We start from the raw sequence: 26,634 nt of genomic DNA, 5'->3' as shown, positions 1-26,634 counted from the left end.
AGAGGCGGTGGGTATTTTGTTATCCGCCTTCCAATTTAGGCCGTCTGAAAATATTTCACCGCTTATACACAATATAATTATGCAACTTATTAATTATTCGAATTCTATTTTATCTGTCGTCCCGGCAGCCATTGCGCTCGCCTTAGCCATTGCCACGCGCCGTGTATTGCTGTCCCTGGGTGTCGGCATTATCGTCGGCTCATTCCTGCTGGTAGGCGGTCATCCACTCGATGCCTTGGTTCACTTGAAAGACATGACTGTCAGCCTGACTTGGGCAGACGGCGATTGGTCTTTGGGCAAACCCAAAATCCTGCTCTTTTTGGTGCTTTTGGGGATTTTCACTTCCCTGCTGACGCATTCCGGCAGCAACCAAGCATTTGCTGATTGGGCAAAACAGCACATCAAAGGTCGTCGCGGTGCGAAACTGCTGACTGCCTGTCTGGTATTCGTTACCTTTATTGACGACTATTTCCACAGCCTTGCCGTCGGTGCGATTGCCCGCCCTGTAACCGACAAGTTCAAAGTTTCCCGCGCCAAACTGGCTTATATCCTTGACTCCACTGCCGCACCGATGTGCGTTTTGATGCCTGTATCCAGCTGGGGGGCATCGATTATTGCTACTTTGGCAGGCCTTTTGGTGACTTACAACATCACAGACTACACACCAATGGGCGCATTCGTGGCCATGAGCCTGATGAATTACTACGCCGTCTTCGCATTGATTATGGTGTTTGTCGTTGCCTGGTTCTCATTCGACATCGGCTCTATGGCTCGTTTGGAACGTGCCGCTTTGAATGAAATTCATGATGAAACCGTTGAAACAGGTCATCCCAACGGCCGTGTATTCGCGCTGATTGTGCCGGTTTTGGTACTGATCGTCGCCACGGTTTCCGCCATGATTTACACTGGTGCACAAGCTTCTGAGACATTCTCTTTGCTCAGCGCATTTGAAAATACCGATGTGAACACTTCCCTCGTATTCGGTGGTACTTGCGGCGTATTGGCCGTCATCCTCTGCACCATCGGCACCATCAAAACCAACGATTATCCTAAAGCCATTTGGCAAGGCATCATCTCTATGCGCGGGGCCATTACCATCTTGATTTTGGCATGGATTATCAGCACCGTTGTCAGCGAAATGCACACTGGCGAATATCTCTCCACTTTAGTGGCAGGCAATATCCACGCAGGTTTCCTGCCCGTGATTTTGTTTATGCTCGCAGGCGTGATGGCCTTTGCTACCGGCACAAGCTGGGGTACATTCGGCATCATGTTGCCGATTGCCGCCGCCATGGCCGTCAAAGTCGAACCATCGCTGATTATACCTTGCATGTCTGCCGTAATGGCCGGTGCCGTATTTGGCGACCACTGCTCGCCGATTTCCGACACCACCATCCTCTCTTCTACCGGCGCACACTGTAACCACATCGACCACGTTACCTCGCAATTCCCTTACGCGCTGACCGTAGCCGCATCTGCTGCCACAGGCTACCTTGCACTGGGCATGACCGGCTCTGCACCTTTAGGTTTTGTGGTAACCGGCATCGTGATGGTTGTGTTGATTCTGATCTTAAAAGACAAGAAAAAAGCAACTGCCTAATTCAAAACCAATATTCAGACGGCCTGAGATATCCCTATACTCTCAGGCCGTCTGAACATAACGATTATCCAATATATATATTATTTAGGACAAACTAATGAATACGCCTCATCTTCCACGCGGCCCAGTCATGGCCGACGTCGCCGCCTATCATCTGACCGAAGAAGAAAAACAACGCCTGCTCGACCCTGCCGTCGGTGGCGTTATTTTGTTCCGTCGCAACTTTGAAAACGTTTCCCAGCTCAAAGCTTTGGTTCAAGAAATCAAAGCCGTCCGTACACCTGAACTCATCATCGCCGTCGACCACGAAGGCGGACGGGTTCAACGTTTTATTGACGGCTTCACCCGCCTGCCGGCCATGAACGTATTGGGCGAAATTTGGGACAACGAAGGCAAAGAAGCCGCTTGCGCCCAGGCAGAACAAGTCGGCTGGGTTTTGGCTACCGAACTCTCCGCCTGCGGTATCGACCTATCCTTTACGCCTGTATTGGATTTGGACTGGGGTCAATGCGCCGTCATCGGCAACCGTAGTTTCCACCGCGACGCCAACATCGTTACCCAGCTTGCCCTTGCCCTGCAAAAAGGCCTGAACAAAGGCGGCATGAAATCTTGCGGCAAACACTTCCCCGGCCACGGCTTTGTCGAAGGCGACAGCCATCACGTCCTGCCTTGCGACGAACGCAGCCGCGAAGCGCTCGAAGCCGCCGACCTTATCCCATTCCGAGCATTGAGCCAGGCAGGCATGGCCGCAGTCATGCCTGCCCACGTCGTGTACCCGCAAACCGACAGCCAACCTGCCGGCTTCTCCAAAAAATGGCTGAAACAAATCCTGCGCCAAGAAATCGGATTTAACGGCGTTATTTTTTCAGACGACCTGACCATGGAAGGCGCATGTGGTGTCGGCGGTATTAAAGAACGCGCCCGCCTTTCTTTTGAAGCAGGCTGCGATATTGTACTGGTATGCAACCGCCCTGACTTGGTCGATGAATTGCGAGACGGTTTCCACGCACCGGCAAACGCCGACTTGGCAGCACGTTGGCAATACATGGCCAACACATTGACCGTACAAGAAGCTGCCGACATCATGGCAACCGAAGAATTCCAAGCCGCCCAACAGGCAACCGCCAAACTGGCAACGCCAAAAGACATCGCAGGCGGTGTCAAAGTCGGCGAAGCATTCTGATTCAAGACCGTCTGAAACATTGACGGCAAATAAAAAAGGAAGACTTGAAAAAGTCTTCCTTTTTTGATTCAAACCGATTAGCGGTGTTGCGGATTGTAACGGCTTTCCAATCGCAGGAATACCCAACCCAAAAAGCTTGTCAGCACCAAATAAATCAGCGCGATTGTATAAAGCGGCTCTTCATAAACAGAATAGCGGCCGGTAATCGTGCTTTGTACATAAGCCAACTCTGCCACGCCGATGACGGAAAGCAATGAGCTGTCTTTCAACAGCGTAATAAACTCACTGGCCAATGGCGGCAACATACGGCGCAAAGCTTGCGGCAAAATCACATAACGCATCGCCTGAGTATAGGTCAGACCCAAAGAACGCGCGGCTTCCATTTGGCCTTTATCAATCGACTGGATACCGGCACGGAAAATCTCACAAATATATGCACCCGAGTTCGCAATCAAAGCCAAAGAACCGGCAATCAATGCACCATAAGAACGGCGCAGATCAATGGCTGCTTCGCCACTAATCAAAACACCGTCGGCCGGATGAACAAAAAATGGGAACCAAACATAAGCCCAAATCACAATTTGTACAAACAATGGCGTACCGCGGAACAGCGTAACATACCAAAAAGAAATCTTACGCAACACCCAAGCCAAGGCACGCATCGGCACACCGGCTTTTTCCGGATTAACCAAACGCGCCAATGCCAACAGCAAACCCAAAATCGAGCCGCCCGCCGTTGCCACCACCGTCAGTCCCAGCGTCGTCAATACGCCGTATAAAAACATCCAGCGGTATTCATAAATAATGTCAAAACGAAAATCCATAACCCTTCCGTCGGTCAAAATCGGTAATTAATCCGAATATTTTTTAAAATGAAGCTTGATATTTTACAAGAAAATACATTGCTTGAACGGTTTTTTGTTAAATTATTCCGTCCAACCCTACTTTTTTTACATTTCCAATGAATTGCAGCCCCTTTTCACCTTTCATCATATAAGACATTTTCCGTATAAAAAACAAAGCGCAAACCCGACACAAAATTGACCGAAACACAAAAACAGCGGATAATCCGCCCATTCTTCAAACATCTTTCAGACGGCCTTCCCTCTTCTCTTGAGGGCCGTCTGAAAACATTTTAAAAAGCATAAAACATGAAAGCACCCGAACTCTTATTACCGGCAGGCGGCCTTGAACGTATGCGCGCCGCCTACGACTACGGCGCAGATGCCGTTTACGCCGGCAGCCCGCGTTACTCCCTGCGCGCCCGCAACAACGAATTTGCCAAACTCGACGTCCTCGAACAAGGCATTAAAGAAGCGCACGAGCGCAACAAAAAATTCTTCCTGACCGTCAATACGCTGCCGCACAACTCCAAACTCAAAACCTTTGTTTCCGATATGGAACCCTTGATTGCCATGAAGCCCGACGCGCTGATTATGGCGGATCCGGGTTTGATCATGACCGTGCGCGAAAAATGGCCGGAAATGCCGATTCACCTGTCCGTTCAGGCAAATACCACCAACTACTGGGGCGTGAAATTCTGGCAAAACATCGGTGTCGAACGCATCATCCTGTCGCGCGAATTGAGCATGGAAGAAATCGCCGAAATCCGCCAAGAATGCCCCGACATCGAACTCGAAGTCTTCATTCACGGCGCATTGTGCATCGCCTACTCCGGCCGCTGCCTGCTCTCCGGCTACTTCAACCACCGCGACCCTAACCAAGGCACCTGCACCAACTCCTGCCGTTGGGACTATAAGGTTCACAACGCCACTGAAAGCGATGCAGGCGATGCCCAGCTTCTGCAAGGTTTCAACTTTGAAAAAGCCCAAGAAGAAGCCAACCAAAACTTTGAAGGCATCAACGGTCAAAAACGCCATCCCTACGCCGACAAAGTTTTCCTGATTGAAGAGTCCAACCGCCCGGGCGAAATGATGCCGATTATGGAAGACGAACACGGCACCTACATCATGAACTCCAAAGACCTTCGCGGCATCGAAGTGGTTGAAAAACTGGCCAAAATCGGCGTGGACAGCCTCAAAGTCGAAGGACGTACCAAATCGCTCTATTATGTTGCACGCGTGGCCCAGTCCTACCGCAAAGCGATTGATGATGCCGTTGCAGGCCGCCCGTTTGATTACAGCCTGTTGAGCGAACTCGAAGGCCTTGCTAACCGCGGCTACACCAGCGGCTTCCTTGAGCGCCACCAAACTCAGGATTACCAAAACTACCTGACCGGCCACTCCATCGCCAAACAGAGCCAATATGTCGGCCACGTTACCGAAATCGATGAAAACGGCTGGGCGACTATCGAAGTCAAAAACCGCTTTGCCATCGGCGATTCACTCGAAATCATCCACCCGAGCGGCAACCAAACCATCAAATTGGAACAAATGACCCGCAAAGGCCAGCCTGTCGATGTTGCCCCAGGCAACGGTATTCAGGTCAAAATCCCGAATATGCAAGGCAAAGAAAAAGCTTTGGTTGCGCGGATTATGAATCCTTAAGCATCAACAAAATAAAGGCCGTCTGAAAGTTTCAGACGGCCTTTTAAATGATCTATGCTGTTTTAAGCCTGTTCTTGCAATACGGCGGCAATCAATTCTTCCGCACCATCATCTGCCAGTTTTTTGGCGACTGCACGACCCAAGGCATCGGCATATTCGGCAGGGGCTTGCGCGTCCGCCTGCAAAATGACCGAACCGTCAGGATGGCCGACCAAGCCGCGCAAGGTCAGCAAGCCGTTTTCTTCAGTGCAATATGCGGCCAGCGGCACTTGGCAGCTTCCGCCCAAAGCGCGCGCCAACGCACGTTCGGCTGTAACGCAGGCGTGTGTGGTATCGTGGTTCAACGGCTTTAAGACTTCGTACAAATCTTCGCGATGCGCTGCAATTTCAATACCCAATGCGCCTTGTCCGGCAGCAGGCAGACTGTCGGATTCCGACAAAATCATGCGGATGCGTTCGTCCAATTCCAAACGCTGCAAACCGGCGGCGGCCAAGATAATCGCGTCGTACTCGCCATTATCGAGTTTGGACAAACGGGTTTGCACATTGCCGCGCAAAGGTTTGATAACCAAATGCGGATAGCGCGCACGCAACTGGGCTTCGCGGCGCAGGCTGGATGTACCGACGACGGCACCTTTGGGCATTTCTTCCAAACGCGCGTATTGGTTGGACACAAATGCGTCAAACGGATTGGCGCGTTCGCCGATGGCCGCAAGCGCGAAACCTTCAGGCAAATCCATCGGTACGTCTTTAATCGAATGCACTGCCAAGTCGGCTCTGCCGTCATACAAAGCCTGTTCCAACTCTTTGACAAACAAGCCTTTACCGCCGACTTTTGACAAAGTTCTGTCCAAAATCTGGTCGCCGCGCGTGGTCATGCCCAAAATCTCGACTTCGCAATCGGGATACAGGGCTTTCAGACGGCCTTGGATATGTTTTGCCTGCCACATGGCAAGCAGGCTTTCGCGACTGGCGATAACGAGTTTTTTCGGGTTCATAATGGTTGCCTGAAAGATGGAAAACGGCATGAAGTCTATCATATTTTGGGCGGTTTTTCAGACGGCATGAGGGTGAATATGTTATATTTACGCCTAAAAACCAAATTTTCGGGACAACATGAAACGCGCCAAACAATATCCTTTTTTATCCTTACAGCGGCAACGTTTTCATCTGAACTTTGAAAACGCTTCTTCCGCCGCCGACCTTCCGAGCGAACGCGATTTTTACCGCTGGACATGGTCTGCCTTGAAAAACGAATACCGCCGCGCAGACATCAGCCTGATTCTTCTGGACGAAGAAGAAGCCCGCGCTTACAACCGCGACTACCGAGGCAAAGATTACGCCACCAATGTATTGAGTTTCGCGCTCAACGAAGGCGAAATCCTGCCCGACCAGCTTTCAGACGGCCTGTATGGCGATTTGGTGATTTGCCCGCAAGTGGTTTTGAAAGAAGCCGCCGAACAAGGCAAAACACCTGAGCAGCATTTTGCCCACCTGACCATACACGGTACTTTACACCTGATGGGCCACGACCACATCGAAGACAATGAAGCCGAAATAATGGAAGCCGAAGAAATCCGCCTGATGCTGGCGGCAGGCTTCCCCAACCCCTACCAAGAGGACGAATATTAAAATGGACGGTACGCAGTCGAAACCCAAGTTTTTCGAACGCCTGATCTCCCGACTTGCCGGCGAGCCCGACTCCGCCGAAGACGTATTGACCCTGTTGCGCCAAGCGCACGAACAGGAAGTTTTTGATGCCGACACACTGACCCGGCTGGAAAAAGTATTGGACTTTGCCGAGCTGGAAGTGCGTGACGCGATGATTACGCGCAGCCGCATGAACGTATTGAAAGAGAACGACAGCATCGAGCGCATCACGGCCTACGTCATCGAAACCGCCCATTCGCGTTTCCCCGTCATCGGCGAAGACAAAGACGAAGTTTTGGGTATTTTGCACGCCAAAGACCTGCTCAAATATATGTTCAACCCCGAGCAGTTCCACCTGAAATCCGTCTTGCGCCCTGCCGTTTTCGTACCCGAAGGCAAATCTTTGACTGCCCTTTTAAAAGAGTTCCGCGAACAGCGCAACCACATGGCGATTGTCATCGACGAATACGGCGGCACATCCGGTTTGGTTACCTTTGAAGACATCATCGAGCAAATCGTCGGCGAAATCGAAGACGAGTTTGACGAAGACGACAGCGCCGACAATATCCACGCCGTTTCTTCCGAACGCTGGCGCATCCACGCCGCTACCGAAATCGAAGACATCAACACCTTCTTCGGTACGGAATACAGCAGCGAAGAAGCCGACACCATCGGCGGCCTGGTCATTCAAGAGTTGGGACACCTGCCCGTGCGCGGCGAAAAAGTCATCATCGGCAGCCTGCAATTTACCGTCGCACGCGCCGACAACCGCCGTCTGCACACCCTGATGGCCACACGAATTAAAGAAAACACGGATAAACCATGATTATTCTGGATCACGTCTCCAAACACTATCAAACACGCGACAAACAAGACTTTGTCGCCGTCGAGCCGACCAGCCTCGAAATCAAACAGGGGGAAATCTTCGGCCTGATGGGCTACTCCGGCGCAGGCAAATCTACCCTGCTGCGCCTGATTAACTTATTGGAACGTCCGGATACAGGTACCGTCAGCGTGTGCGGCCAAGAGCTGACCGCGCTCAACGCCACGCAACTGCGCCACGCCCGACAAAACATCGGCATGGTGTTCCAACAGTTCAACCTATTGAGCAACCGTACCGTTGCCGAAAACGTCGCCTTTCCTTTAGAAATTGCCAAATGGCCGTCTAAAAAAATCCAAGCGCGTGTTGAAGAATGTTTGGAAATCGTCGATTTGCAAGACCGTGCCAACCATTACCCGTCCCAACTTTCCGGCGGTCAAAAACAACGTGTCGGCATTGCCCGTGCGCTGGCGCCGCAACCTCAAGTCATCCTCGCCGACGAACCCACTTCTGCCCTCGACCCTGCCACTACGCGCAGCGTTTTGAAGTGTTTGGAAGACATCAACAAACGCTTTAACGTAACCATCGTCATCGTTACCCACGAAATGAGCGTTATCCGCCGCCTGTGCGACCGTGCCGCCCTCTTGGACAAAGGCCGTCTGCTGGAAATCGTTGAAGTACACGGCAACCAAATCCATGCCCAATCCGAAATCGGGCAAGAGCTGATTCGAGAGGACTAATATGGCAAATTTGACATTTGAAAGTGCTGTTGAGACCATCGTCAGCATGAAGGGCGAAATTATCCAAGCCTTGGGCGAAACCTTTATTATGGTCGGCCTATCGACTACTTTCGCCGTTATCTTCGGTACGATTTTGGGCGTATTGCTGTTTGTGACGTCAAGTCATCAGTTGCACTACAACAAACAACTGAATTTATTTTTGGACAACCTGGTCAACCTGATGCGCGCATTCCCTTTCGTCATCCTGATGATTGCCATGATTCCCGTTACACGCGCCATCATCGGTACGACCATCGGCCCGGTTGCCGCCTCATTGGTATTGAGCGTATCCGGCCTGTTCTACTTCGCCCGTCTGGTCGAGCAAAATCTGCGCGAAGTACCCAGAGGCGTAATTGAAGCGGCCTCCGCAATGGGTGCCTCACCCATGAGCATCATCTGCAAAGTGCTTTTGAATGAAGCGCGCGCAGGTATGGTTTCCAGCATTACCGTACTGGCTATCGGCCTTCTGTCGTACAGCGCAGCGGCAGGCATGATTGGCGGAGGCGGCTTGGGCGACCTTGCCATCCGTTACGGCTACTACCGCTATCAAATGGAAGTCATCATCTTCATTGTCGCCATCCTGGTTTTACTCGTTATCCTGATTCAAGGTATCGGCAACAGATTGGCGCGCAAACTGGATAAACGTTAAGCAAACAGGCCGTCTGAAATGGACTTACTATTTTTCAGACGGCCTGTTATCTATTTAGGGCATATATTCCAAATAAATTTACAAAAAACATCCTCAGATTTCCAAAATAGATTTACAATCCCTCTTTTTTGACGGCGGCGGCTTGAAGCCGTCTGAAACCGTTTTATCATCCATCAGGAGCAAAATATGCAAATCAACACATTCTTCAAAACCCTTTCAGCCGCTGCGCTCGCCATCGTACTGGCTGCCTGCGGCGGTCAAAAAGACAGCGCGCCTGCTGCTTCTGCCGCTTCCTCTGCCGACAACGGTGCTGAGAAAAAAGAAATCGTCTTCGGTACAACCGTCGGCGACTTCGGCGATATGGTAAAAGACCAAATCCAACCGGCTTTGGAGAAAAAAGGCTATAAAGTCAAACTGATCGAGTTCACCGACTATGTGCGACCCAACCTTGCTTTGGCTGAAGGCGAATTGGACATTAACATCTTCCAACACAAACCTTATCTGGACGACTTCAAAAAAGAACACAAGCTGGACATCGTTGAAGCCTTCCAAGTACCGACCGCACCTTTGGGCCTGTACCCTGGCAAATTGAAATCTTTGGACGAAGTGAAAGACGGCGTCAGCGTTTCTGCACCTAACGACCCATCTAACTTTGCCCGCGCATTGGTTATGTTGAACGAATTGGGCTGGATTAAACTGAAAGCCGACGTTGATCCGCTGACTGCTTCTAAAAACGATATTGCCGAGAATCCAAAAAATATCCAAATCGTAGAGCTTGAAGCCGCCCAACTGCCGCGAAGCCGTGCCGACGTTGACTTTGCCATCGTTAACGGCAACTACGCCATGAGCAGCGGCATGAAACTGACTGAAGCCCTGTTCCAAGAGCCAAGCTTTGCCTACGTTAACTGGTCTGCCGTCCGCACTGCCGACAAAGACAGCCAATGGCTGAAAGATGTAACCGAAGCCTACAACTCTGACGAGTTCAAAGCCTACTCACAAAAACGCTTTGCCGGTTATAAATATCCTGCTGCATGGGGTGAAAACGCAGCTGCAGGTGCTCAAGCCGAAGCTGCTTCTACTGCTTCTGCAACCAAATAAGTAACTTTTTGAAAAAAGGCCGTCTGAACATTCAGGCGGCCTTTTTCTATTGCTTATCTCTTCTCAAAGCTCAAAACAAGTTTTTTGATTAACGCCAAACACTTACATAATTCCCTTTTTAAAACCAAATCAATATGTTGTAAAAAAGTTCAATAAAAAGTCATATTTTTATTCAATAAAATCAATTACTAAATGAATTATTCTAATTTTTTATAATATTCACTAGTAATGTTCCGTTTATCCTGATATTATACCGTTCATCTAAAGACATCCGGTTATCTGCATTACAGACCGTTCATCTGAATTGCTTCAAACCACTTTGTCGGATTTTCCCATGTATGTTGTGTTTCTCCGTATCGAAGGGGTTTGAGCGGTTGAAACCGTATTGCTTAGATATTAAAGCTTCATGCTTTGAAATGAGTGAATTTTTGTTTTAAGTGTCGTAATCTCTTGCTAATTACTCCCAGCTGCAAGAGTTTCAGGGTTGCCCCCTTGGGCAGCCCTTCTTTTTTTATCCTCCATTATTTCAGTAATCGAGCCTTCCCTGTCCTATGCACATAGTCAAAATCGCAGGCAAGGCTGGCCTTCCCCTCAGCCTCCAATCTTCTTCAATTCATTATTCGTCATCACCAGCCAAACCTGTGCATTTTTAACTTGAGCCGCAGTACGGATGGACGCCTCATCCATAATGGAGAATGCTGTAGAAAAGGCATCGGCAACCGCCGCACTCTCCGCCATGACACTCATGCTTTTATAACGCGGTTGGCTTCCGCCTGTACGCGGATCAAAAAGATGGGTAAATTTGCCAGCTTCATCCATTACCGTGCCATAGCCTCCCGATGTGGCAAAGGCTTGGTTTTTCATGGCAATGGTGGTCAGGATTTGGTCTTCTTGGTCGGGATTGCGAATGCTGACATTCCACTCGCGCTGGTTTGCATTATCAAAGCCGTAAATCTCCCCCATATCAATCAATGCCTGGGTAACGCCTTGCTGCTTCAACAATTCGACTACCTTGTCAGTGATATAGCCCTGCGCAATGCCGTTGAGCGACAAGCCCATGCCTTTTTGGGTAAAACGGATTTCTTTGGTATCAAAATCGACTTTGTTGAAATCCACTAATTTGAGCGTGTCTTTGATACTGCGTGCGGATGGCGGCGTTTCGGTTTTTGGGTTTCGCCTGAAATGGTCGGCATACAGATTCCACAAAGGCTGAATGCTGGGATCAAATGCACCCTGTGTCAGCTGATGGATATCTCGGCTGATGCTGAGCAGCTGCAAAAAATCGGATGGCGGATTTTTCAGACGGCCTTCTCGATTTAAACGGCTGATCAGGCTGTCGTCCCGATACAGGCTGAAGATTTTTTCCAATCGTGAGACTTCCGCCAATACTTTGTTGACCAGCATTTCCGCCTGCTTGCGCTCAACGCCGAACAAGCGCAATTCCGCACCCGAACCCAATGCAATGCCTCTCCAAATAACTGGCTGCTCTTCTTGATTCGGGCTGGCCGGATGAGTCGGCTGATTGGTTCTGCGGCTAATGGCAAAGGGAATGCCGACACCGGTGGCAAATGTGGCGGCGATGGCAAGGAAACGGCGGCGCGTTAACGGGGTAGACATAAAGTATTCCTTGGATTTTTTATCTTTACATTGAAAGCCGCATTCATTAAATCATCAATCGGCAGCTTCCAACGCAAAGGCCGTCTGAAACTGTTTCAGACGGCCTTTTATTGATTGTTTTATTTGAAAATGTATTCGTCGGGCATCTCTGCAAAACCGACTACTCTGCCGCCTTTTTCTTTGGCGAATTTTTCAGCCTGAGCCTTGTCGGCAAACGGAAGCGCGTCTTCCGCACCCATGCCGCCGATAAAGCTGCTTTCGATAACGTAATAGGCTTTTTTCGCATCTATCCATTCGGCGTCGGCATTGGGTTTTTCCCAATCTTTGACTTTGCCCATATCGGTGACATAGATGGCATGAATGCCTTTAGGCTCTTCGGGCAGCTTGGTATAGCCGAACATCTGCTTGATGGTGGAAAACCAAACCGGTTTGTCAGGTTTGCCGTTCAAGAAGATTTGCGCTTTAGGGCCGTTGTGTTCGGTCAAATTCATGCTGCAGTAATGACCGACTGCGCTGTCGCTGATTTGTTGGGGCGTAGGCGGAGGGGTATTTTCCTCTTTGCTACAAGCAGATAAAGCAAGGATGGTGAATGCTGTAAATAATATTTTTCTCATATTTGTCTCTTTCCGAAAATCCAGGCGGCTAAGACCAAAGGAATGATAACCCATAATACCTGCGCCGTCAGCAAAACCGGCATAGTCAGGCTGATTTGATCGCTCAAACCGGCCATACCTGCGTACATCGCGGTGTTTTCATAACCGGTCAGGTTGAGCAGACGGTAAATGTCGGAAGGATTGAACAAAAGAATGGTTTCTACAACAGGCGCGGTAATGACTTGTTCGGTATCGGCAACCAAAATACCCAAAAGCGCCATATCAAAAATCACCACAAAAAACAGCCATACACCGATGGCGATACCGGCGGCAGTACCGCGTTCTTTGACTTTCGCGCTAATCAAATAACCCATAGACAAAAAGGCTGCACCAAGAATCACACTGGCAATAATCAAGAGGGCAAAAGGTTTCCATGCGGCAAAATCAACGCCGCCGTTGGCAAGCTGGAGGGTAATGCCTGCCAATCCGTAGCCTGCCGTGGTAGCAAGGGCAAGGATGATGAGATGCCCGATAAATTTGCCGGCAAGGATTTGGTTGCGCGAAATCGGATAGCTCAACAACAGCGCCATCGTGCCGCGTTCGATTTCGCCAATCAGTGCGTCATAAGAGAGCAACATCGCAATCAGCGGAATCAGGAAAATCGACAGACTGGAGAGGCTGACAACGGTAACGGTCAACGGATCGACTTTGACTGTGCCGGTGGGCGAGCTGCCCAGGAAACCCAATGACAGGGCAAGCGCGGCAAGCAGAAGCGCGGCGGCAAGTACCCAACGGTTGCGCAGGCTGTCGCGGACTTCTTTGCCGGTAATAATCCAAACGGGGTTCATACGTCTTCCCTTTTTAAGAATTGTGCGTACATATCGTCAAGTGTCGGGGTATGGATATCGATATAGGCAAGGTTGCCCAAATCACCCAATTCGCTCAAAAGTCCCATACGCTCTTCGGCTTTACATTGCGCCTTATACGACAGGCCGTCTGAAAGCGGCTGCCAACGCTCGCTCAACGGACGCGCTTCTTTCAAACGGACATTGACGGTCAACGGCAAACCACTTTGGACGTGCAATTCATCCATGCTGCCATCTGCAACTTTCACGCCGTTTTTCATGACGATAATGCGGTCGGCGTGGCCATCAAGTTCGGCAAGCGCGTGCGTGCTAAGCAATACGGTTGCACCGCGGCCATTCAGTTCGCGCACGACTTCGTAAAACATTTGGCGTGAAGCCGGGTCAAGGCCTGTGGTTGGTTCGTCAAACAATAAGACTTTAGGCTCACCCAATAAGGCTTGTGCCAAAGCGAGACGCTGGCGCATACCTTTGGAGTAAGTGCCGACACGGCGGCGTGCCGCTTGAGAAATACCGACGCGTTCCAACAACTCACGGTTTTTATTCAAGGGCTGTTTTTTCAGCTTGGCATAGAAATCCATGGTTTCAATGCCGGTCAATGAAGGATGAAGCGCGACGGTTTCAGGTAGATAGCCGATTTGACTGCGAAGCAGTGCGCCTGCCTTGCTGCCGGTACGCTCGCCCAGCAACATGACTTCGCCTTCGGTCGGTGTAATCAGGCCGAGTATCAGCTTCATGATGGTGGATTTGCCTGCACCGTTATGCCCTGCCATGCCGACGCTTTCGCCTGCTTTGAGGACTAAATCGACTTGGTTGACGGCTTTTTGACTGCCGAATTGTTTGGTCACGTTTCTTAATTCGACGTGGTTGGTCATGAATAATTCCTTTGTGCCGTTTCAGACGGCCTCATTCAAAAGGCCGTCTGAAAACATGTTTAATTCAAAGATCCGTTTTCGGCATCGCTCCAATCGGATTGGCGCGTATTGGCTTCGTGCAACAGCTCATCCTTCATGGCTTCGTATTTGGTGCTTGTTTTGTTGCTGATCGGTTTCATCAATGGCTTACTGTCGATGACGCCGCCCGGCAAAATAGCGGGGAACTGAGATTGCGCCCATTTGACAATGCTGACAGCAGGACTGTTCATCAACAGACGGGACACGGGGGCGCGCCAAATGATTTGGTCGATGATGCCGTTCGGTCGATAAGCGTTGTCGCCAAAACCATCGCCATCAAGGTCGAATGTGCTGTTGTCACTCCAATAATTGCCTCGGCCGCCCTCTCCCCAATCAAGGAAACGGGTGCTGACGTATTTAACTTGGCTTTCATTATTGATAAACGAATTATTGAACAGGCTTGTGCCTTCAATGGCTGCGGTAAAGTGAATGCCGATTTGACAGTTTTCAAAATGGTTGTCAAAAATTTTATTGAAGTTGGCGTTATAGGCGAATACGCATTTACCGGCTTTATTGATAATGTTGTCGTTAATATCGGAATAGTTGACGTAGTTGAGCATGATGCCTTGGTCGCGGCTGCCCACGGCGATATTGCCATACACTTTAAGACGCTCTGAGAACATCAACACATAGCCCATATTGTTGCCGACGGAGATGTTGTTGCTAATCTCGCTGTCGTTGGTGTACATATAATGCACTGCAAAACGCAAATCACTGAAACGATTGCCTTTATAGGTATTGTTTGTACTGGTATTGGAGAAAATACCGTCACGGCCTTTGGAAATATCGTTGTCGACGACTTGCGCGCCCGGCGCATTCCAAACCGTTACGCCATTACCACGCTCATTCACGCGCAATGTGGCTTCCCCGACAATCTTATTTTCGCGTACCATCGATTCTGCCGCGCCATGGATGTACACGCCGACAGAGTTGTCCAAAACATTATTGTGTTCAACCAATGCACGCGGAGCCGTTTCCTCGAGGTAAATCCCTGCATCCATGGCCGGCAGGCTCAAACCTGAATTGGAAACTGTCAGATTGCGTAGAGTCACGTCAGGCGCATGAACGGCAATGGTACGCCCGCTCCTGTCGCCGACAATCTTGGCAGAGCGGTCGGCCGGACCTTCAATGGTAATCGGTTTGTCGATATAGAGTTTGGTCTTGTATGTACCGGAGGCAAGCTTGAGCGTATCGCCGGCTTGGGCGCGCGCTAAAGCATCATTGAGATTGTCTTGTGCGGATACGTTGATGACTGCGGCAAAGGCCGTCTGAACCATACTGCCAAGCAGCAATACGAGTGCGGCACGTCGCCATTTGGAACGATGGATTTGTGTGTGCGTCATAATCATATCTCAATTTCAGACGGCCTGTTTTCTACACGGTAAACATATACAGAAACAGGTATTTTGGTGTTATAGCAAAACTGTCTGATGATGGCTTTCATGTTGTGACCATATCGACCGACAAACAACTTTGCTATAAAGGCCGTCTGAAAGAATGTTTTTTCAGACGGCCTGAAGGATTAAATCATCAAACCGAAATTATTTTGGTTTAACAATCATTTGGCCTGACATTTCCATGTGCAATGCGTGGCAGAACCATTGGCAGTAGTACCAGTGTACGCCTGGACGGACAGCCTTGAAGGTTACAGAAGATGTCGCTTGCGGGCTAATCTCCATAGCGATACCGTAGCCTTCCAAAGTGAAGCCGTGAGTCAAGTCCTCAATGGTCTCAACATTGGTTACATATACGGTCACTTCGTCGCCTTGGTTCACTTCAAATTGAGGGATACTGAATGCAGGCGCAACGGCAGTCATGTACACGCGTACTTTGTTACCTTCGCGTACAACTTTAGCAGCTTTTTCCAGCTCAACACCGTCTTTTTGGGCTTGTTCCAAAGCATCTTTCCAGAACCATGGGTCTTTACGATCCCAAGTTTTGCTTGGGTTCACTTTGGAGGCGGAAACCAGACAGAAGTCATGTGGTTCTGCAAACGTCGGGTTGTCGTGAACCAGACGCATTTCGTCGCCGGAGATGTCGATCAATTGGTCACACTCAGGTTTCAGAGGACCTGCGTTCAGGAAACGGTCTTTGGAGAATTTGTTCAAAGACACCAACCATTTACCGTCAGCTTCTTTGGTTTCACCCATGGTAGTGTGGTTGTGACCAGGTTGATAGTGAACGTCCAGTTTTTGTTTAATCGGATCGATTTTCTCGCCTTTGTAGGCTTTAATCGCATCGTCGATGTTCCATTTCACCATTTGGCTGTCGATAAACAATGTTGTATAAGCATTGCCGCGACCGTCAAATGCAGTGTGTAATGGGCCAAGACCCAGTTGAGGCTCAGCTACAACAACATCGCGCTCTTTGATTTTGCCTGCAAACAAATCGTCCAGTTTGCTGACATCCAATACGGTAACGGTTGGAGACAGTTTACCGTTGAGCATGATGTATTTGCCGTCAGGGCTTGCGTTACAGCCGTGAGGAGAGTTAGGAACCGGGATGTAACGAGTGTATGGAGAGTTGGCTTCCGCACGACCATCCAACATTTTCACACCGTTAACTTCTTTGAAGTCGCCTTTTTTGATGCCTTCTTCGATGGCGGCCAGGTTAAATACCACACACCAGTCTTGTTCGTTAGAAGATGCACCTTGTACAGTCAGAGCGCGCTCAGAGTTATAGCAGGTAGAGAAAGAGTATTTACCTTGGTAGTCGGCATCACCGTTGTCCAAGTTACCGTCTACCAATACTTGCCATGCGATGTCCATGGTTTCGCCGTCAATTGCTGTATAAACGGCATTCCAAGTTTTAGGATCATCCCATTTGCCTACGCCGTCAACAGGAACGATATGCTCGCCGTTGGCAAAAACGTAACCGGTTTTCGGATAACGTTGCGGACGCAGACCGTGGATACCTGAAGCATTAGGAATATCGATGATTTTATCGGTTTTCATTACATCCAAACGGATACGGCAAACACGGGTGTTTGCTTTATCGTTGGCATATGCATAGCGACCGTCGTAAGTCTGATCGGTAAAAGACAAGTGTGGGTGGTGCAAGTCGCCGTTAGGGTAGCAACGCAGACCGCTGTCTTGCAGGAATTTACGGGTTTCCGGCGTAATATTTCCGTTCAAAACGCTCAGGCTCTCGTTGGTACGACCCCAACCGGTAGCACTGTCCATATTGAATACAGGGATACGCATCAGTTCGCGCATAGATGGCAAACCGATCAAGCGCATTTCGCCTGATTGACCGCCTGACAGGAAACCGTAGTATTGGTCAAGCTCGCCTGGACCTACTTCGGAAGTTTGTTTGCCCGGTTCGGCAGAATGAGTAGCTGCTTTTTCAGCAGGAGCTGCGCCAGAAGCGGCAGCTTTATCACCCTCACCGTTAGAGCAACCGGCCAAGCCCAACAAACCGGCACCGGCAATACCTGCACCGGAAGCAGCGGCAGTACCTAAGAATGAACGACGGCTTAAGCCGTTTTGTTCTAATTTTTCGTCTGACATACGACACTCCTTGGATAAAATCTGGCGGCCGATTTTTTCAGACGGCCTGCCGATGAAAAACTTTCTAAGTTGGGCTGCCGATACAGCCCTCTTTTTTATTTATAAATTACTACTTGTCAACACTGATTGCTGATTCTTTTTTAACAAACTGAACAACTTGTTCTTGAGCATTTTGCGCTACTGCCGCATCGTGCTGCTCAGATTTTGCCGCCGCTTGTTTTTGTTTTTTCTTATTCGTTGCCACTACTTGAGGACAACGCGTATCGTGGTGATACATTACCTGACAATGCAGACATTGGATACATTCGTTCGGATGAATATCGCCTTCTGGTGCAATGGCCTGTACCGGACATTCGTGTGTACAAATCTGGCATGGGTTACCGCACATTTTATAGCGGCGCAGCCAGTCAAACACACGGAAGCGACCCGGCAATGCGATACCTGCACCCAAAGGACACAGATAACGGCAGAAGAAACGTTCGATAAACAAGCCTGCGATCAGCAAAGCGGCAGCGAACAGAACAAACCACCATTCACGCATAAATTTCAAAATGATTGCAGTTTTAAAAGGCTCAATTTCAGCAAATTTTTCAGCCGTACCCAAATCGTACAGAGAAATTGCCAACAAGGCGAAGAAAATTACATATTTAATCGCACTCAGACGGGTATGCAACAAGTGTGGCACTGTAATTTGTTTCAGACCCAATTTTTTGGCGATACGGTTGGTTAACTCTTGCAATGCACCGAAAGGACACAGCCATCCACAGAATGTACCGCGGTTCCACAACAGCATGGTCGCCGCTGTAAAGAGCCACAGAATGAATACCAGCGGATCCATCAGGAAGAATTCCCAGTGGAACTCAGTCAAAATGGCTGAGAACAACGTCAAAGTATTCACTACTGATAATTGTGCCTGAGCATACCAGCCGATATAAAACAGCGTAAAGATCAGGAAACAGAGGCGGAAACGGTCATACCATTTTTCGTAACGTACAATCCAGTCTTGGAACAGGAATACCAACAGAAGAATTGTCAAAGCAATACCGACAACCACGATTTGACCTTCTTTGGCTTTCCAAACCTGTTTCCAAAGTTGGTTGGAAACACCATCATCACCGGCAGTCGCATCTTCGGCAATACCCGTACTTTCAGGAGCTGAGGCTGCAGCCGCAACTTGCTCAACCGGCGCGCTGATTTCAACCGGCGGTGCTTTAGGATCGTCAACGTAGTAGCCTTTTGGCAATTCGTAATCCAAATCCGCCGTTACAAAAGCTTTATCATTTACGCTCAATACACGTTGAATCATCAATTGCAAACGCCATGGCTCGGCACCATCAAATTCCACACCTTCAGGGATTGCGAACCAAGATACCTCTTTGAATGCAGGTGCACCTTCCGCTGCCAAAGCAACCACACGCTCATGCTGTGCATCAGTAAAACGGAAGCTGGTATCGCCCTGAATCATTTCGATACGGTCAAAGATACCGCCGCGAACATAACCCGAACCTTTCCAAGAATATCGGCCTTCACCGGCAACCATAATAGCCTGTTGACCCGGTTGCAAACGTTTTTGCAGATTATTCCACCCGGCTTCGCCTAAAAGGCTCTTACCGATAGAAGGCTGGCTGACCAAGGCAACATACAGATCAATAAATGTATCATTACCATTGCCCTGCTCTGCATGCTCAGCAACACCGGCTTTACCGCCTTTTTCAAACAGTTTGTTGATATCGTCAACAGAAATATGCAAATGACCAACAGCTTTTTGTTCTAACAGTGCATTCCAAGACTGAATATCTTGTTTATCAAGATTTACAGCACGACGAGGACGGGTTTGAACCGCAGGCTCATTTGCAGCCTGCTCACCAGAAGCAGCTGCCGCATCGGTTTGAACTGCTTTATCAGTACCCAAATGATATTGATGGATTACCGCCTTAACAGAACGCTGAATACTGTCATTGATGACCATCAGGGTTACAGTCGCACCACTAATAATATCCCCTGGCGCGACACCTGGTTGAGGCGGGTTTTTAATAAAATTTAAGCCGATATATTTGTCAATGAATTTATCAACACGGGATTGCGGGATACCGATCAGCATAATTGGCTCATGGTGTTCAACCAATTTTGCTCCCGCAATAGTGCCATCATTGGCCAATGCAACCATTGTATCAATCGGCTTACTCGAATAACCACGCGTATTGACCACATCAGTCGTGATATAAACCAAACCAAGCTGCTCTTCGCCTTTATATACACGAACAACCAAAGGCTTACCTTCAGGTTTGCCGTAGCGATCAGCACCAGGAAAAATTTCAGAAGGCTGAATTTTTGCCAAGAAATCAGGTAAGCGCTCCGCGTAAGCAGGCAGGCTTACTATCATCATAGAAAACACAGCAAACAGCACAAGGATTCGTTTCCAAATGCCACTTAAGCACTTCATTTCAAGACAGGACATGGCTATTCCCGATATATCGATACTCTAAACACTTATATTATATGAATCATCTATCAGCAATAATTTGATTAAAATCAAATTTACAAATCTTAAAACCAAATTCTACATGCTAATAATACTTTAGAACTACAAAAATAAATCTTTTATTAGTAGACATGAAATATAGGAAAATCAACTTAATCCAATAATCACCCTATATTGTTAACTTATTTATAATAATACTCAAAACAATTTCCGAAATTTCATTTAGCATATATTGAATAAAATATAACCTGACTTAAATTTCCATAGGCCGTCTGAAAACGAATATCGAAAATACTTTAACCTGCCCCTGCAATGACAAAATACATTTCTTACAAAAACAAAAAGAGCCTGTATAAAACAGGCTCTTTTTCAGACTAATCTTAAGTCAGATTAGAATTTGTGACGCAGGCCAACAGTACCAGCAGTTTTCTCGTATTTGTAGTCGCCTTTGCCTTCTTTCAACCAACCGGCAGACAGCAGGGCAGAAGTACGTTTAGAGAAGTCGTAGTCAGCACCAACGATAACTTGGTTGTAAGCGCTGTTCTTTTCTTTCACGCCTTCTTCTTTAGCTTTGAAACCGTGAGCGTAAGAAACACGAGGAGTTACGTTACCGAAGCGGTAAGCAGCAGTTGCACCAACTTCAGTACGTTCGTTTTTCTTAGCACCAGCTACGTCAGCTTTGAAGCCTTCGTATTGACCTACAACAGCAACCATCAGGTTGTTAGCATCGTAACCAGCAGTCAGACGGTGAGCTTGGTGATCTTTGTAAGTACCAGCAGCCAAAGTAGTATTGTGGTTGAATGCATCCAAGTAGCCAGCATCCAAGACAGCATGTTTAGCGTAAGAACCAGCATAGCGACCAAAGAAGCCAGAGTTTTCGTAGTTCAGACCTAAATCGTAAGACGCACGGCTTTTCACAGCGTGATCGTATTTGTCGCCAGGGTTAGCATTGTCGCGAGGTTGGAATTGTACGCTTGCGCTGAAACCACCCAATACAGGAGTGTCGTAACGTACAGATACTTTACGTTTATCTACACGTTTGATTTTACCCAATTGCAGAGCGTCTGCGTTAGCTGCACTAGATTCCCATGGGTCAAAGCTATCGCTGCTGTCGTTCAGAGCAGTATTCAAGTTACCGGCACGAACTTTACCGAAACCGCCTTCCAAGCCCAAGAAAGATTCACGGTTTGCGAAACCAGAGTCACCACCGGCGATAGAAGTTTTTTGTTCAACTTGCCAGATAGCATTCAGGTTGTTACCCAAGTGTTCGTGGCCTTTGAAACCGATGCGAGAGCCGTAGTCAGCAATCTCAGTAGCAGTTTTAGAAGAAGTCTTACCCTCTTTTACTTTAGAAATTTCTACGCCAGCTTTGATTTGACCGTACAGAGTCACATCAGCCATAGCTGCAACAGGCAGAGCTGCCAAAGTCAGAGCAATCAGAGATTTTTTCATTGCTGTATTCCTTTTCTATTGTGAAGAAATAACTTAAGCAGACCGGACAATCCGCTTAGGCTTACTTTATCGCTGGAATCAGCGATTCCATGACTGTCACTATAATTGTTCCTCTCTAAAAAAACAAACTTTATTCAATTCCCTCCCACTACCGCAGAAACCAAATAAAGGTAGAGACAACCCAAATAATGGAAATTTATTATTTAAAATCAATGATAAATTTCTTCAAAACCAAGATTTGCATTTTTACAACACTTTATCAATTTACACATCAATCACGCTATTTTGTTGCTTTTATACCAACAATCCGTAGTTAGGCCGTCTGAAAATCATTACCTAGAACGCTCATCCACTCGGGCAAAGATAGCTGCGTCACTCCAAACTCATCAGGATAGTCAACACCTGTTAGATACAGGCCATCTGACATAAAAGTTGGCGGAGCCTTCAATCTACTTTTTGCATGGAAGACCGACTCAAACTCATCCACACTGATTCTGCCACTACCCACATACACCAATGCACCCATAATATTGCGTACCATATGATGTAAGAATGCGTTCCCATGCAAATCAAGGCACAGATAGCGAGAAGTTCCACTAATACTTGCACTATATAGTGTCTTTATAGGGGACTTCGCCTGACATTCAGCAGCTCGAAAACTGGAAAAGTCATGTTCGCCCTCCAATAAGGCAGCAGCCTGCCTCATCAGATTTAAATCCAATTTCAAATGCGTCCACCCTACCCTGCCAACCAATAATGGAGAACGAACCGGTGAAGATTCCAATAAATAACGATAATGGCGGCCATAAGCATCAAATCGGGCATGGAAATGAGGTGCAACTTTTTGCGCAACCAACACAGCAACACCATCAGGTAAATATGCATTAACACCTCGCACCCATGCTTGCTCCGGACGACTTACTGATGTATCAAAATGCACTACCTGAGCAGTTGCATGCACACCCGTATCCGTCCTTCCCGCAACAATAGTATTAATTTGCTCCCCTGCTATTGAAGACAAGGCCTGCTCTAAGGCCGTCTGAACAGTCGGCAAATCTCCAGCCTGTTTTTGCCAACCATAAAAACGGCTACCATCATAAGAGAGGGTCAAAGCCCAACGCTGCACGAGATGCCCTGTTGTATTTGCTTGTTCAGTCATTTCTTATACTTCTTGTAAATTGATATTGTTGCCTACGTTCAAGCAACAAATATTAAAAAGGCGTGATCAATACACGCCTCCATTATGTATTTTAGACGGCCTTCATCTTCAACCATCATATAAAGCTGAAATCTTACCCAACTGACAATAGACTCAGCCAAAATCTTGCTTTTTAATTTACCATAAAAAAGATGCCGTCTGAAACGGCATCTTCACTTAACTGGCACTTATGCGCCAAGTTCTTTCATCAGTTTTTGGGCTTTATGCAGAATATCGCCTTCAGCCTCCTCAATCAGCGCTTGCAATGTTTCTCGAGCCGCTTCAGGATCACCGATTTCGATATACATCTTAGCCAAATCATATTTGGCTTCAAGCGGCGCAGTCATGCCGACTGATTCTGAAACAAAGCCTCTTTCACTATTGCTTTTATCGGCGGCCACTGAAACATCTTCAGCCCCCCATTCCAATGCACCTTCTTCAATCACAAACTCAGAAGCAGATTCTTCTTTCTCTACTTCTTCTTTGGTTTCTTGAATTTGCAAGTCTTGATCTTGCTTGACATCAAATGGCAGCGCATGGCCGTCTGAAGCTTCAGGAGTTTCTACCGTAAACTCGAGTGGCTCTTCATTTCTTGACTCGGAGACTTTTTTCTCTGTCACCAAATCAAACTCAGCAAATGTATTTGCCTGCTCTTCTTTACGTTCCGGCATAACAACAGATACCGGCTGATACGGATTTTCTGGTTCAGGCTCGTACACGCTTTCTGTTGATTCGATATTATCCCAATCAGCATAGCGACGTTGCTCTGTCTCAACATCATGCGTTACTGCACCTGAAAGAATACCTGCCTGACTATTGTCAATCTTACCCAAATCAAGTTTGACATCATCGATATTAGAAGATTCTTCTACTTCATTGATAACCACATCATCTTCGAAATCATCTTCGATAAACAGACCGTCTTGAGTTTTTTCTGACGGCATTACTTTAGTTGCAGCAACCGCAGCAGCTGAAGCAGCAACATTTTTCTGTACAGCCTTCTCTTCATCCTTACGGCTTACAGGCGCTGCTTCTGGTTCGTCTTTGCGTTTACCGGCAGCTTTCAACAACAACCAAGCAGCAATAAGGGCTGCACCGCCTGCCAATAACCATTTCCATAAATTGCCGTCTGATTCGCTTTCTGTTTGCTCCGCGACAGAATCAGTGGTTGCAACAGGCTCAGAAGCCACTACATTTTCTTGAGCATCAGAAGCCATATCTTCTTGAACATCAGACGCAGGAACAGTCGATGCGGCATTTTCATTAACCGCTGCAGATGCTGCTTGCTCTGTTTGCTCAGCTGAAGCTTGTTTCACTTCTTCCTGTTGCTGTGTATTTACACCAGCATCTTTAACCTGGGCTTCAGTTTGAACTTCAGGCTGAACAACAGGTTTTTCAGTTTTAGCTTCTGTTGCATTAGCGGTTTCATTGGCTTTTTCTGTCGCCGTATTGGTTTTAACAGGAGCAGAAGCAGCCAAGCGTTGCAATTCGCTACGGTTTGGAATATTCAGCACTTTACCTGCCAACATACGGTTAGCATTGTTATCGATAAACACATCCGGATTGGCATTTACCAAAGCCTGAATGGTTTGATCCAGGGTCATACCTTGCGGACGGATGCTGGACGCAATGGCAATCAGGGTTTCGCCCGTACGCACCAAATGCTGCCTGCCTGAACGTGCAGCCGTGTCGTTTTTAGCAGAGGCCGTCTGAACCTGTTTTTTCTCAGCCTTACGCTGCACATCCTTACGCGCTTGAGCTGCCTGATTACCTGCTGCTTTATTATTTTTCGTTGCAGGCTGTTGGACATTGCGTGTCGGCTCGGAGAATTGAGATTCAGTAGCCGGACGGGTACGAACAGATGCAGCATCCTTAGAATCATATCCGGCCGGATCGATAATAGCGGTGTACTCACGCGATTGCGCGCCAACACCTACTTGGAAAACCAAAACAGGATCTTTGATGGCTTTAGAAGAGCGGATGGTAACGACTGCCTTATCGCCTGATTTGCGTACCGCCGCGCGCAAATTGCCATTTGAAATAGTGGCCTTACCGCCATTAAGCAGAGCCTGAGCTTCCTCGCCAGTCACAGTGATACTGCCTGTAAAAGGCTCACCCAAATGAGATTGAACATTCAAGCCGCCCAAACCTGCAGAGACACTGAGCGATGTCATTAAAGCGATAGAAGCTGTAATTAATTTAATATTGTGATGTTTTTTCAAAACTGATCCCCTGTTCGGAAATTATGGTACTGACCAATGTGCGCGCATTTAACCATATATTTACTAGATATTACGTCATGATATATTTTTAACCCATTCCTGCCAAGCAATAGAGGCTATTCAGCCTAAAATTCCTTAGCAAATCTATTACTTTTGCATGCTTGTGTTTCTTTTTTACAAATTTCGCCAACCCAAAACAAATATTTCATATAGATATATGTGGTATTAAAGTCATAGGGAAAGGTGCAAAAAAACACATCTCCCTGTATGATTAGCATTTACTCAATTAGTTTCATCATTAACATATGAAGGTTTTGAGCGACTTATTCGCCGTATTCTTATTTTTCATTACATACATCATCACCAAAGACATGATTGCCGCAACAACTGTTGCGGTTATCGTCGGCATTACCCAAGCTGCGCTGACCTTTTGGAAGCACCGCAAACTGGACACCATGCAATGGGTCAGCCTGATTTTGATTGTCTTTTTTGGCGGCGCAACGATTCTGCTGAAAGACAACCGCTTCATCATGTGGAAACCGACCGTTCTGTTTTGGATCGGAGCGATCGTCATGTTGTTCAGCCACCTTGCCGGTAAAAACGGGCTTAAAGCCGTCATGGGCAAAGAAATGCAGCTCCCTGATTTTGTATGGACGCGCCTGACTTATGCATGGATTGGCTTCCTGATTTTTATGGGTGCGGCCAACCTCTTTGTCTTTACGTATTTCCCAGACCAATGGGTCAATTACAAACTGTTCGGCACATTGGGTTTCACAATCATTTTTTCCATCGCACAGGGTATGTATCTGATGCGTTTCCAGCCTAAGGAGGATCAATAATGGAATATTTCATGCTTTTGGCCACTGATGCCGAAGATGTCCACGAAGCACGCATGGCGGCCCGCCCTGCTCATTTGGCACGCTTAGAAGAGTTGAAAGCGCAAGGCCGCCTGCTGACTGCCGGCCCCAATCCTCTACCAGATAATCCCGAACGCGTTTCCGGCAGCCTGATCGTGGCTCAATTTGAATCTTTGGACGCTGCACAAGAATGGGCAGAACAAGACCCTTACGTCGATGCCGGCGTATACGCAGAAGTATTGATTAAACCTTTTAAAGCCGTGTTCAAATGAGCAATATGCGTCAAATTATCGAGGAACGCCTGCAGGCGCTTGAGCCTGAGTTCTTCGATTTTGAAGATGAAAGCCATCTGCATGCCGGCCATGCCGGTAATAAAGGCGGTGGGCATTACGCTATAGTGGTGGTCAGCAACTCATTTGAAAATATTGGCCGCCTCCAGCGGCAACGTATGATTAAGCAGCTTTTACAAGACTTGTTTTCAGACGGCCTGATTCATGCACTCAGTATCAAAGCGGCCACGCCGGACGAATACTTCCATTAAGATTACTACTAAAACTTTGATTTCTAATCATTAATTTATTTTCAATCATTAATTTAAAAGA

23 protein-coding genes are annotated in these 26,634 nt (G+C 47.8%); 11 read left to right on the top strand and 12 right to left on the bottom strand.

The genetic code is table 11. The features are described 5' to 3' along the window. Positions 1-79: 79 nt before the first annotated feature. Positions 80-1,600, top strand: a complete 1,521-nt coding sequence (locus tag HMPREF2700_RS01880) for a Na+/H+ antiporter NhaC family protein (RefSeq protein ID WP_070589572.1) — start codon at positions 80-82, stop codon at positions 1,598-1,600. 97 nt (positions 1,601-1,697) lie between these two features. Then, a complete protein-coding gene (gene nagZ / locus HMPREF2700_RS01875; RefSeq protein ID WP_070589569.1) occupies positions 1,698-2,783 on the top strand; it encodes a beta-N-acetylhexosaminidase in 1,086 nt (361 codons plus the stop codon). Between the two features lie 77 nt (positions 2,784-2,860). Here nagZ and HMPREF2700_RS01870 read toward each other — a convergent pair whose 3' ends face one another. Next, positions 2,861-3,607, bottom strand: a complete 747-nt coding sequence (locus tag HMPREF2700_RS01870) for an amino acid ABC transporter permease (RefSeq protein WP_070589567.1) — start codon at positions 3,605-3,607, stop codon at positions 2,861-2,863. 327 nt (positions 3,608-3,934) lie between these two features. Here HMPREF2700_RS01870 and yegQ point away from each other — a divergent pair, with 327 nt between their 5' ends. After that, on the top strand, positions 3,935-5,290 hold the full coding sequence (gene yegQ, locus HMPREF2700_RS01865) for a prephenate-dependent tRNA uridine(34) hydroxylase TrhP (protein ID WP_003679384.1): 1,356 nt from the start codon (positions 3,935-3,937) through the stop codon (positions 5,288-5,290). 62 nt (positions 5,291-5,352) lie between these two features. On the opposite strand, the gene hemC is transcribed toward yegQ, so the two are convergent. Further along, positions 5,353-6,288 (bottom strand): hydroxymethylbilane synthase, encoded by a 936-nt coding sequence (gene hemC / locus HMPREF2700_RS01860; protein ID WP_107810756.1) that lies wholly within the window; start codon positions 6,286-6,288, stop codon positions 5,353-5,355. Between the two features lie 118 nt (positions 6,289-6,406). Here hemC and ybeY point away from each other — a divergent pair, with 118 nt between their 5' ends. From ybeY to HMPREF2700_RS01835, 5 genes are all read left to right on the top strand, one after another. Then, entirely contained in the window at positions 6,407-6,922 is a 516-nt protein-coding gene (gene ybeY / locus HMPREF2700_RS01855) for an rRNA maturation RNase YbeY (RefSeq protein ID WP_070589564.1), read from the top strand. 1 nt (position 6,923) lies between these two features. Then, positions 6,924-7,766, top strand: coding sequence for an HlyC/CorC family transporter (locus tag HMPREF2700_RS01850; protein ID WP_070589562.1), 843 nt, complete (start codon positions 6,924-6,926; stop codon positions 7,764-7,766). Beyond that, a complete protein-coding gene (locus tag HMPREF2700_RS01845; RefSeq protein WP_070589561.1) occupies positions 7,763-8,500 on the top strand; it encodes a methionine ABC transporter ATP-binding protein in 738 nt (245 codons plus the stop codon). Before HMPREF2700_RS01850 ends, HMPREF2700_RS01845 begins: the two co-directional genes overlap by 4 nt. A gap of 1 nt (position 8,501) precedes the next feature. After that, positions 8,502-9,188: a methionine ABC transporter permease gene (locus HMPREF2700_RS01840; RefSeq protein WP_063075347.1), complete on the top strand. Its 687-nt coding sequence runs from the start codon at positions 8,502-8,504 to the stop codon at positions 9,186-9,188. A 186-nt stretch (positions 9,189-9,374) separates the two neighbouring features. Further along, on the top strand, positions 9,375-10,286 hold the full coding sequence (locus HMPREF2700_RS01835; protein ID WP_070589559.1) for a MetQ/NlpA family ABC transporter substrate-binding protein: 912 nt from the start codon (positions 9,375-9,377) through the stop codon (positions 10,284-10,286). A gap of 591 nt (positions 10,287-10,877) precedes the next feature. Here the strand turns inward: HMPREF2700_RS01835 and HMPREF2700_RS01830 are convergent. From HMPREF2700_RS01830 to HMPREF2700_RS01785, 10 genes are all read right to left on the bottom strand, one after another. Continuing rightward, on the bottom strand, positions 10,878-11,903 hold the full coding sequence (locus tag HMPREF2700_RS01830) for an FAD:protein FMN transferase (RefSeq protein WP_070589557.1): 1,026 nt from the start codon (positions 11,901-11,903) through the stop codon (positions 10,878-10,880). Between the two features lie 119 nt (positions 11,904-12,022). Then, positions 12,023-12,517, bottom strand: a complete 495-nt coding sequence (locus HMPREF2700_RS01825; protein WP_070589555.1) for a nitrous oxide reductase accessory protein NosL — start codon at positions 12,515-12,517, stop codon at positions 12,023-12,025. Further along, entirely contained in the window at positions 12,514-13,344 is an 831-nt protein-coding gene (locus HMPREF2700_RS01820) for an ABC transporter permease (protein ID WP_070589553.1), read from the bottom strand. Before HMPREF2700_RS01820 ends, HMPREF2700_RS01825 begins: the two co-directional genes overlap by 4 nt. After that, on the bottom strand, positions 13,341-14,234 hold the full coding sequence (locus tag HMPREF2700_RS01815; RefSeq protein WP_070589551.1) for an ABC transporter ATP-binding protein: 894 nt from the start codon (positions 14,232-14,234) through the stop codon (positions 13,341-13,343). The genes HMPREF2700_RS01820 and HMPREF2700_RS01815 overlap by 4 nt, the downstream gene beginning before the upstream one ends. Before the next feature lie 59 nt (positions 14,235-14,293). After that, complete coding sequence (locus HMPREF2700_RS01810; protein WP_070589549.1) at positions 14,294-15,661, bottom strand: nitrous oxide reductase family maturation protein NosD; 1,368 nt, start codon at positions 15,659-15,661, stop codon at positions 14,294-14,296. A gap of 192 nt (positions 15,662-15,853) precedes the next feature. Beyond that, positions 15,854-17,821, bottom strand: a complete 1,968-nt coding sequence (nosZ, locus tag HMPREF2700_RS01805) for a TAT-dependent nitrous-oxide reductase (RefSeq protein WP_070589547.1) — start codon at positions 17,819-17,821, stop codon at positions 15,854-15,856. 109 nt (positions 17,822-17,930) lie between these two features. Next, complete coding sequence (locus tag HMPREF2700_RS01800; RefSeq protein WP_283129662.1) at positions 17,931-20,207, bottom strand: NosR/NirI family protein; 2,277 nt, start codon at positions 20,205-20,207, stop codon at positions 17,931-17,933. Positions 20,208-20,693: 486 nt separating this feature from the next. Then, on the bottom strand, positions 20,694-21,755 hold the full coding sequence (porB, locus tag HMPREF2700_RS01795) for a trimeric porin PorB (RefSeq protein ID WP_070589545.1): 1,062 nt from the start codon (positions 21,753-21,755) through the stop codon (positions 20,694-20,696). A 313-nt stretch (positions 21,756-22,068) separates the two neighbouring features. Then, a complete protein-coding gene (truA, locus tag HMPREF2700_RS01790; protein ID WP_070589543.1) occupies positions 22,069-22,914 on the bottom strand; it encodes a tRNA pseudouridine(38-40) synthase TruA in 846 nt (281 codons plus the stop codon). Positions 22,915-23,141: 227 nt separating this feature from the next. After that, positions 23,142-25,127, bottom strand: a complete 1,986-nt coding sequence (locus tag HMPREF2700_RS01785; RefSeq protein ID WP_083303930.1) for a motility hub landmark protein FimV — start codon at positions 25,125-25,127, stop codon at positions 23,142-23,144. Positions 25,128-25,480: 353 nt separating this feature from the next. Between HMPREF2700_RS01785 and HMPREF2700_RS01780 the strand changes: the two genes are divergently transcribed. From HMPREF2700_RS01780 to HMPREF2700_RS01770, 3 genes are read left to right on the top strand one after another with little or no spacing between them, the layout of a single operon-like run. Next, positions 25,481-26,014, top strand: a complete 534-nt coding sequence (locus HMPREF2700_RS01780; protein WP_070589539.1) for a septation protein A — start codon at positions 25,481-25,483, stop codon at positions 26,012-26,014. Next, positions 26,014-26,304, top strand: coding sequence for a YciI family protein (locus HMPREF2700_RS01775; RefSeq protein ID WP_004519663.1), 291 nt, complete (start codon positions 26,014-26,016; stop codon positions 26,302-26,304). Before HMPREF2700_RS01780 ends, HMPREF2700_RS01775 begins: the two co-directional genes overlap by 1 nt. Continuing rightward, positions 26,301-26,573: a BolA family protein gene (locus HMPREF2700_RS01770; RefSeq protein WP_070589538.1), complete on the top strand. Its 273-nt coding sequence runs from the start codon at positions 26,301-26,303 to the stop codon at positions 26,571-26,573. The genes HMPREF2700_RS01775 and HMPREF2700_RS01770 overlap by 4 nt, the downstream gene beginning before the upstream one ends. Positions 26,574-26,634 lie beyond the last annotated feature (61 nt).

Origin of the sequence: Neisseria sp. HMSC068C04 (genome assembly GCF_001810105.1) — a bacterium.
GTDB lineage: Bacteria > Pseudomonadota > Gammaproteobacteria > Burkholderiales > Neisseriaceae > Neisseria > Neisseria flavescens_B.
This window is presented reverse-complemented; position numbering and strand designations above follow the sequence as displayed.